Here is an 8755-nt window from a genome sequence, read left to right as displayed (position 1 = left end):
TTGTATCACATCAGTTTTAGGAAAGCAAGTACCTAAAAGAAATTTTTCTTCCCCTTATATGTAACAATCATACCGGCTTCCTAGCGTTCAGAATGTTTTCGGGAGTTTGACAGTTGAATAATAGAAAAATACCTTGCAGGCCGCATAAAACCTGCTTTTTTTGTGTCAATTTTTTAGTTTTTATATATGTTATTTTATGTTATTGTATGATATAATAAGGGATAAGGAGGGATCAGCTATGAATCTTCACATATCAAAATCAAAAAACGCAGAGTCATTTTATATCTGCAAATCTTTCGTAAAAGCAAATGGCAGTACTTCTTCTATGATTGTCCGCAAGCTGGGAACTTTAGAACAGCTTTTAGTCGAGCACGGCCCGACAAGAGATGATGTTCTTACTTGGGCAAAGAATGAAGTGAAAATAGAAACCGAAAAATATAAAAAGGAAAAAGAAGCCAAAACAGTGTTGATCCCCTTTCACGCAGACAGGCAGTTAGACTATGGCAAGCAGGTCTTTTACCGGGGCGGCTACCTTTTTCTCCAATCGATCTATTATCAGATGCAGATGAATAAGATCTGCCGGAAGTTAAAACAAAAATATAAGTTTAAATATGACATCAACGCAATCCTTTCCGATTTGATCTACGCAAGGATCCTGGAGCCTTGCAGCAAACGTGCTTCTTACAAGACCGCATTAGAATTTTTAGAAAAACCATCCTACAAGCTTCACGATGTATACCGTGCGCTGGATGTCCTTGGGGCTGAATGTGATCTGATCCAGGCGGAGGTCTATAAAAACAGCCATTTCATGGGGCAGAGGAATGATAAGATCCTTTATTACGACTGCACGAATTATTATTTTGAGATTGAACAGGAAGACGGCAGCAAGAAATATGGGAAGGGGAAGGAACACAGACCGAACCCGATCATCCAAATGGGGCTTTTCATGGACGGGGATGGGATCCCCCTTGCGTTTTCTCTCTTCCCGGGAAATGCAAACGAGCAGACATCGCTGAAGCCACTGGAGAAGAAAGTGCTTAGTGATTTCGGATGCCAGAAATTCATTTATTGCAGCGATGCCGGGCTGGGTTCGGAATCCATCCGGGAATACAACCATATGGGGGAAAGGGCTTATATCGTAACCCAGTCGATCAAAAAGCTGAAGAAAGAAGAAAAAGAATGGGCGCTGAGCCCGCAGGGGTTTAAACGGGTCTCCGATGACGAGCCTGTCGATATCACGAAACTTCCGGAAGATGACAAAGGGCTTTATTACAAGGATGAACCGTATACCACTAAGAAACTGCACCAACGCTTGATCATCACTTATTCTCCAAAGTATGCCCTGTATCAGAAATCCATCCGTGATACACAGGTGGAACGGGCACAAAAAATGCTGGATTCGGGAAAAGCGAAAAGGAACCGTAAGAATCCGAATGACCCGGCACGTTTTATTGGAAAGATGGCTGTTACGAAAGATGGGGAAGCTGCGGATATCAAACAGTATCTGGATGAGGATAAGATTGCGGAAGAGGCGCAGTATGATGGGCTCTATGCAGTATGCACGGATCTTTTGGATGATGAGGTCGGTGATATTTTAAAAGTAAGTGAGGGGAGGTGGCAGATCGAGGAATGCTTCCGGATCATGAAAACAGATTTTTCTGCAAGACCGATCTATTTACGGGAAGAGAACCGGATCAAGGCACATTTCCTGATCTGTTTCCTCGCATTAACTGTCTACCGTTATCTTGAGAAAAAACTGGATTCGAGATATACCTGTGAGGAATTGCTGGATACTCTGAAAGCAATGAATTTCGCCGGGATACAGGAGCAGGGATTCATTCCGCTGTATCGGCGGGAAAAGATTACTGATGATCTTCATGAAGCCTGCGGTTTCCGGACAGACTACCAATTCATAACTAAAAGTAAAATGAGAACAATCCAGAAAAAAGTAAGGGGAAGGAATAAATTACTATAGTTCGAAACAACGGAAAAAATCGCTGCACCCCAGTAAATACAAGGGATACAGCGACTTTTTCTTTTACGAACTGTCAAAGACGGGATTGTACCACAAAACGTTTCTTTTTGTACCTGCGAATGGATTTCGTGCGAATGGATTTCGTGTCTGACAGATCTGGCAGCCCTCTGACTTCACAGGATTCCTTACGAATGGCTCTCCTCCCACAGTTTCTCTGCCGTAGGTTTCCAGTTCTCTGCATATGGCTCGCACCGGTCGCAGAGGTCGTCCACGCTCTCCGGGTCCTGATAATCCGTGTTCACAGCGCCGGTCTCTTTCACCAGCTCCCTCAGGCGCTCCGGGTTCTCGAGCATCGGGCATGGCCTCAGATGATTTCCGTTGAACGGCTGATTGTCATGATATTCCTGGAAGATCGGGCTCCTCAGCGCATCGAGCAGGGACACGTCATGGATATTCACATTGGAATAATGGATGAACACGCAGGGCTCCACATCTCCTTTGGCATTGATGTGCAGGTATCTCCTGCCCCCGGCGATACAGCCGCCCACATACTCTCCGTCATTCTGGAAATCCATGCCGAAGATCGGCTTTGTCTCCCGGAAATGCCGGATCCTGTGGTACATCTCTTCCCTCTGCTCCGGCGTCGGGAGCAGGTCCGTCACAGCACCGTGCCCTACCGGCATGTAGTGGAAATACCACACGAACAACGCGCCGCTCTCGATCATCATGTCATAAAACGCCTCGCTGCTCACATCTTCAAAGTTCTGGCTCGTATAGCAGACCGAGATGCCGAACGGCAGCCTGTGCTCCTTCATCAGCTCCATGGCATGGCGCACTTTGTGGTACACGCCATCTCCACGGCGCCCGTCGTTTGCCTTCTCGAATCCTTCCAGGCTGATCGCGGGGACAAAGTTCTTTACCCGCAGCATTTCCTGACAGAACTCCTCATCGATCAGCGTCCCGTTCGTAAATGCCAGGAACTCGCAGTCCGGATGCATCTCGCAGATCTTGAAGATATCCTTCCTGCGCACCGTTGGCTCCCCGCCGGTGTAGATATACATATAGGTTCCCAGCTCCTTGCCCTGGCGCACGATGGAGTCGATATCCTCCAGGCTCAAATTAAACTGATGCCCGTACTCCGCAGCCCAGCACCCCGTACAGTTCAGGTTGCACGCTGTGGTGGGATCCAGAAGGATCGCCCAGGGGATATTACAGTTGTATTTTTTCGAAAGTTCCTCCTGTGTCGCGCTGCCTTTCAGGCTGGCATTGGTGATGAAATTCTGGAAGAACGCCCTGCGCACGCCCGGATCCAGCTCATACAGCCTTAAGATCAGCTGATACCAGTTGTTCTTCTCCGTGATCGCTTTCCTGATCGCGTTCCTCTGCCCGGTGTACCAGTCCTTCGGCATGAGCCGGTCCACAAAGCTCATCAGCTTCGGGATATTTTCTTCCGGATTTCCCTCCAGATATTTGAGCGCCTGATTTACGGTAAACTCCTGCATTGTTTCTCTGATCGTCTTTCCCATTTGTAATTCCGCCTTTCTTTTTCTTCTGTACTATATCTATGTTTATGTAGCCAGGATCTTCATGAATTCTTCCCCTGTGATCGTCTCCTTCTCATAGAGATAGGCTGCAAGCTCATCCAGTTTTTCCCTGTTATCTGCCAGGATCTGATCTGCTTTCTCATGCTGTCTCTTCACAAGTTCCACGACCTGGCGGTCGATCTCCGCCTGCGTCTCCGCAGAGCAGCTCAGGGAAGTATCCCCGCCCAGATACTGGTTCGTCACGGTCTCCATTGCCACCATATCAAAATCTTTACTCATGCCGTAGCGGGTGATCATCGCCCGCGCCAGCTTTGTGGCCTGCTCGATATCATTGGACGCTCCGGTGGATGCCGAGTGGAACACGAGCTCCTCCGCCGCCCTTCCGCCGGTCAGCGTTGCGATCTTGTTCTCCAGCTCTTCCTGGCTCATCAGATAATGATTGCCTTCCTTTCTTCTGTATCCTGTCTGTTTCCCGCGCTTTCTTCCGCACCGCCCCGGTGCTCAAGGGCGCTCAGCGCCGCGATCAGCGCCTGCTGTACGGAGAACTGTATCACATCAGTTTTAGGAAAGCAAGTACCTAAAAGAAATTTTTCTTCCCCTTATATGTAACAATCATACCGGCTTCCTAGCGTTCAGAATGTTTTCTGCTGTCTGCTGTGGTGTTTGGTTGGAATTGTCCAACCAAAAGCCGATCCGTGGTGTTGTCTGCATTTTACTAAATACAAATTCAATGTATACAGAAAGATATAAGGAGTGGGAGGGATTCCGCCGTAGTTGGCATTGTAGGAAAATCCAAAAGTTTAGATTTTCCCACAATGCTTATCTTTTGGTCTTTGGTTCGGAATAGTGTAGTGCTGGCGGTCTATCTCTTGTTTTCGGTTGCTTGCTTCCTTACCGTACATGAGCATTCGCGCCGGGGTTATCGTTGCCGTACCCCTCCATGAGGTTAATGCCGCCCCAAATGCCAAGTCCTGCGCCAAGCGCGATTACCAAAGTCTGCAATACGTCAACTGCGCTGTTGAAAAAATCCATATAAACCTCGCTTTCTGCCGCTAAAACGGCTCAAAAAATGTTGTTGGAAATAAAAATGCCGCCGTTTTTATTCGGCGGCTGCGTCCTCGTCGGACAAATCTATTTCGTATATGTCAAAGGGTTCGTCGGGCTTTACGATTGCCGGACGGGTGGACATATACCGTTCAACGTCAAAAGCGTTTTTCTTGTCGAAGTCGGAAAGGTATTTGTAGTTCGGGTGCTGCGTTATATCGTACTTATCGCTGAAAAAGGGGCGCACGCCGCGCAACTGCAAAATACATTTTCCTCCGTCCATAACTGCGATTTCGTCCTGTGTCATCAACTCTTTGCCACAATGTCAAGTGATGAATTCAAAATTGGATAAAAAAATAGATCCTCCTCAGTTAAGAGAAGGATCTATATAACAGTATTCTATTAGCTCACATTTGAATCGTCTGATGATTCTGCTATTCTTTGTTTTGCGGGTGTTGAATAAACGAGAATATCCCAAAGGGTGATGCACTTTTTGAAATTTGATCTTGATTGATGGCCTTTACCGGTTATAGACAGCAAGGCAGGTTCATCTTCTAGCGCCAATTTTATAAATTGCAACAAATCATCCGGATTTATCTTGCTAAAATCACTTGTAAAAATAGTTGAAATTGTTTTGCTCAACCCATACTGCCTATAATAATCAACTACACAAGGAAGGCGAGTATATCCTCTTTTTTTAATGGACTCCTTTTGAGCAAATGAGAGCAAATCTTTACTGGTTTTGTCCAAAGAGAATTTTACTTTATCATTTATGCAGTCGATTGATTGACAGCGGCTGACAAATTGTCTTACAGGCCAAATTGTGCGTCCATTATACAAATAAGGAATTGCCTCCTTCAAAATCATGTCATCGTCATACTGCAAATCCGATTGACCTATGGCATATAGATACAATTCCTCTGCCTTTATTCCTCTATAGCCGACTTTTCCGAATTTACCATAAACCCCAACACCTACGACAAAATCAATATCTTGACTATCGTCTTCAATATTTGTAGCAACATATAATTTTTCTGTAGGCTTATTTGTTTTTACCAATTCATACAGCTGACTTTTTATACGGCGAAGAGCTTTTACATCGTATTTCACCGTATTATCTAAAATGGCTGAATATAATATGGAGTAATCAAACAGTTTAATATTCTCCATAATTATCGTTTTTCCGTTATCAAAGTCGAACTGTCTTTCGCTGATTCCTTCTTCTTCTGAGTCTTCTGTCCACTCGATAAAAATCAGTCTCTTTTTCAACTGCTCCAATTGGCTGTTTTCAAGGCACTCTGAAATAGAACGCAATATGCGGCGAATATTGGGATCGCTAACACTATATCCAAGGAAAATAATAGGGCGCTCTAAGAAAAGAGTTAGTATTTTTGAACTTAAATATGCACTTTTACGAACAAACAAGTCATAATCATGTGAGTTAATTACTATAGAATCCGGCTTTGAACAACACCCATGTATCTTGTATATTTCTGCAACTTCATAAATTGTAGAAAACAGCAATTCATTTTGGCCAATGTACGGTTGAAAATGGTCTTTCCCAAAATTGTTTTCAAGAAATAGGTCATAATTAGTAGTAATAATACAACTGATATTTTTATTGCCAATTTCCCTGAATAGCGTTATCTCATCAGAATATTTTTCCTGAATTGCCTCACTTTTTTCTTTGAAATAATCTGCAATACAAAACTTAAACGGAGAAACTTTTGCAGCAATATCTTCAGCATGAGTTTTTCGATTTTCGGCATATTTATCCTCTGTAAAAAAGGCATCATTAAAATCAGCCTCTATATAATCTGCGATTTTAGGATAAATCATATCCGGGCACTCTCTGCATTCTCGCTCGGCCTTGCTATAATAATATTCATATGGTGATTTGACACAATATAGCCGTAAGAGACCTTCCCAGTTAGGAAGCCCTAAGTATCTTCGTGTGAGTCCAGATCCAACAAAAAGAACTGGTAGTGCAGGTGCATTAGACAACATCTGAATAATTTCATCTCTCATATTAACTTCTCCTAATCCACTTTACAATGTCAAGATTTCTCAACGGTCAGTTCTAACAGGTTCATTCACTGGGATTTCCCCAACAAAGTTGTAGACAATCTTGACTTTCTGAATCTTCTGGCCGTCTATCTTTTTGACCTCGCCCACCAGAATACGGTTGATCAGGCGGTTCAGTACGGTTTCATCCAGCTCCTGAATGGTGGCATACTGCCGAATTTCCCGGATAAAGGTGCGGACTTCATTTTCCTGAGCATCGGACTGCTGAAGCATTTTCATCAGTTCCTGCAAACAGCGTTGATTTTCTTCCTGCTCCTGCTCCATAGCGGCGGTGAGCTTCATAAACCGCTGCTCAGAGATCACGCCTTTGGCCTTGTCGGTATAAAGGCTCAAGAACATATCGTCAATTTCTCGGTTTCTGGCTTCCAGGCGTTCACGCTCTTTCTGCATCTCGGAAGCATCCGCCATATACCGGCGCTCCATCCGGCTGCTCAACCGCTGATAAAAGGCATCTGCATCTTTGAGTGCCATCGCTGCCAGTTCCTGAATATCTTTCAGGACGAGATTATATAAATCCCTGGCTTCGATTTTGTGACTGGTGCAGGCATTTTTGCCCAACCGGTTGTAGGTCTGGCAGATATAATACGCCTTGTCAATCGGTTCCCGCATCTCGCCGGTAAAGCGGTTTTTGCCAGTTCTGCCAACCTTCTCATACCGCACCTGCATAGATTTCCCACAGGTGGCGCAGTAGATAATGCCATGGAACAAGTTGTAGAAGGGGCAGGCATTGCCTTTCATAATAGGTGGCCTGCGATCTACGATTGCCTGCACCTGTTCCCATTCCTCCGGTGTCACAATCGCTTCATGGCAGCCCTCAATGATTTCCCAGTCCTCACGGGGAATGATGTCATAGGTGTTGGAGCGAATCCCTTTCTGGTGCGTCCTGCAAACCAGATGAGCGCCCTTATAAAAAGGGTTACGCAGGATATGGCTGATTCTTGCGCCGCCCCACGCATAGTAGTTGACATCGCAAGCGGTATTTCCTTTTACTCTGGTGATGGGAACCTTGTCCTCCATCAGCTGCTTGGCAATCCGCATACAGCCCCAGCCATCCAGTGCCAGGTCATAGATTTTGCGAATCACTGGAGCAGTTTCCGGGTCGAGGATCAAATGCCCCCGATCCTCCGGGTCACGCATCAGCCCCAGGGGAGGCTGTCCGCCACAGAACTTTCCCTGCCGGGAACGGGTCATACGCCCCGCCAGCACTTTCTTGGAAATATCCCGGCTATACATATCATTCAGGATATTCTTGAACGGCGTGATGTCCATTTCCTGACGGGTCAAACTGTCCACGCCATCTGTAATGGCGATATAGCGGACATTGTGTTTAGGGAAGAAGATTTCAATATAGCTGCCGGCTTCGATATAATTTCTTCCCAGTCTGGACAGATCTTTGGTAATGACACAGCCAATTTTGCCGGCCTCAATATCGGCAATCATCCGCTGAAAAGCTGGACGATTGAAATTGCGGCCTGTATAACCATCGTCCACATAATACTCATGCTGGAACATCCCGTTTTTCTCGGCAAAGTCCCGAAGCATGATTTTCTGATTGCTGATACTCATACTCTCGTTATCGCCGCCATCGTCCAGAGAAATACGGCAATAGAGGGCTGTGATTTTCTGATTGACTTGTTTTTTCCTGCTCATAGCAATCTCCTTCTATGAACAGGGACACGATATGTATATTATAACATGTCCCTGTTTTTCCTTCAACCAATTCCCTCAGCTTGCCTTGCGTTCCAGCCATTCTTCAAAGTGTTCGCAGGTTTGCCGTTCAATGAGCTGTTCAAAGGCTTCCTGCATGGTTTTCTCACCGGAAAACTCCCGTACCACGATAAACTTTACTTTTTTACTCTGCTTGTTTTCTTGCTTTTGGGTTTTCTCCATAGGCTACCTCCATAGATCAGAAAGGCCAGACAAAGGAAACGGCAACGAAGTCCGGCAACAAACCCCGAAAAACCTGTAACCTATCGTCCGGCCATCGTTTCTTACTTTTCAAATTTTCTTGCGAAATCTCGTTGCTTTCGTTGTCAGAGAACAGATACCAACCCAAAAGCCTTGCTTTATGGGCATTTACCGTATCCACATCTCCATTTTTCCGGCA

Annotated in this window: 5 protein-coding genes and 3 pseudogenes; 1 reads left to right on the top strand and 7 read right to left on the bottom strand. The window is 45.4% G+C overall.

Annotated features, from left to right (window positions below):
* Positions 1-238 precede the first annotated feature (238 nt).
* On the top strand, positions 239-1975 hold the full coding sequence (locus tag I2E77_RS12880) for an IS1634 family transposase (RefSeq protein WP_195451396.1): 1737 nt from the start codon (positions 239-241) through the stop codon (positions 1973-1975).
* Positions 1976-2160: 185 nt separating this feature from the next.
* Here I2E77_RS12880 and I2E77_RS12875 read toward each other — a convergent pair whose 3' ends face one another.
* From I2E77_RS12875 to I2E77_RS12845, 7 genes and pseudogenes are all read right to left on the bottom strand, one after another.
* Positions 2161-3501: a radical SAM protein gene (locus tag I2E77_RS12875; RefSeq protein ID WP_195451394.1), complete on the bottom strand. Its 1341-nt coding sequence runs from the start codon at positions 3499-3501 to the stop codon at positions 2161-2163.
* A 42-nt stretch (positions 3502-3543) separates the two neighbouring features.
* A pseudogene (locus tag I2E77_RS12870) lies at positions 3544-3966 on the bottom strand (ATP-dependent zinc metalloprotease FtsH); the annotation flags it as partial.
* A 456-nt stretch (positions 3967-4422) separates the two neighbouring features.
* Positions 4423-4551: pseudogene (locus I2E77_RS12865) on the bottom strand (Maff2 family mobile element protein); the annotation flags it as partial.
* 67 nt (positions 4552-4618) lie between these two features.
* Positions 4619-4882, bottom strand: a pseudogene (locus I2E77_RS12860) (VirD4-like conjugal transfer protein, CD1115 family); the annotation flags it as partial.
* An 83-nt stretch (positions 4883-4965) separates the two neighbouring features.
* Complete coding sequence (locus I2E77_RS12855) at positions 4966-6591, bottom strand: SIR2 family protein (protein ID WP_195451392.1); 1626 nt, start codon at positions 6589-6591, stop codon at positions 4966-4968.
* A gap of 39 nt (positions 6592-6630) precedes the next feature.
* Positions 6631-8298, bottom strand: coding sequence for a recombinase family protein (locus I2E77_RS12850; protein ID WP_195451390.1), 1668 nt, complete (start codon positions 8296-8298; stop codon positions 6631-6633).
* A gap of 75 nt (positions 8299-8373) precedes the next feature.
* Positions 8374-8538, bottom strand: a complete 165-nt coding sequence (locus tag I2E77_RS12845; RefSeq protein ID WP_164488372.1) for a hypothetical protein — start codon at positions 8536-8538, stop codon at positions 8374-8376.
* Between the last annotated feature and the right edge of the window lie 217 nt (positions 8539-8755).

Source organism: Anaeromassilibacillus sp. 1001302B_160321_C8, from assembly GCF_015554745.1.
GTDB classification, from domain to species: Bacteria; Bacillota; Clostridia; order Oscillospirales; family Acutalibacteraceae; genus Anaeromassilibacillus; species Anaeromassilibacillus stercoravium.
This window is presented reverse-complemented; position numbering and strand designations above follow the sequence as displayed.

Excerpts from the sequence above, each read along its gene's own strand:
- I2E77_RS12875 (WP_195451394.1), bottom strand. The coding sequence starts at position 3,501 with ATGGGAAAGACGATCAGAGAAACAATGCAGGAGTTTACCGTAAATCAG.
- I2E77_RS12880 (WP_195451396.1), top strand. The coding sequence starts at position 239 with ATGAATCTTCACATATCAAAATCAAAAAACGCAGAGTCATTTTATATC.
- I2E77_RS12850 (WP_195451390.1), bottom strand. The coding sequence starts at position 8,298 with ATGAGCAGGAAAAAACAAGTCAATCAGAAAATCACAGCCCTCTATTGC.
- I2E77_RS12855 (WP_195451392.1), bottom strand. The coding sequence starts at position 6,591 with ATGAGAGATGAAATTATTCAGATGTTGTCTAATGCACCTGCACTACCA.
- I2E77_RS12845 (WP_164488372.1), bottom strand. The coding sequence starts at position 8,538 with ATGGAGAAAACCCAAAAGCAAGAAAACAAGCAGAGTAAAAAAGTAAAG.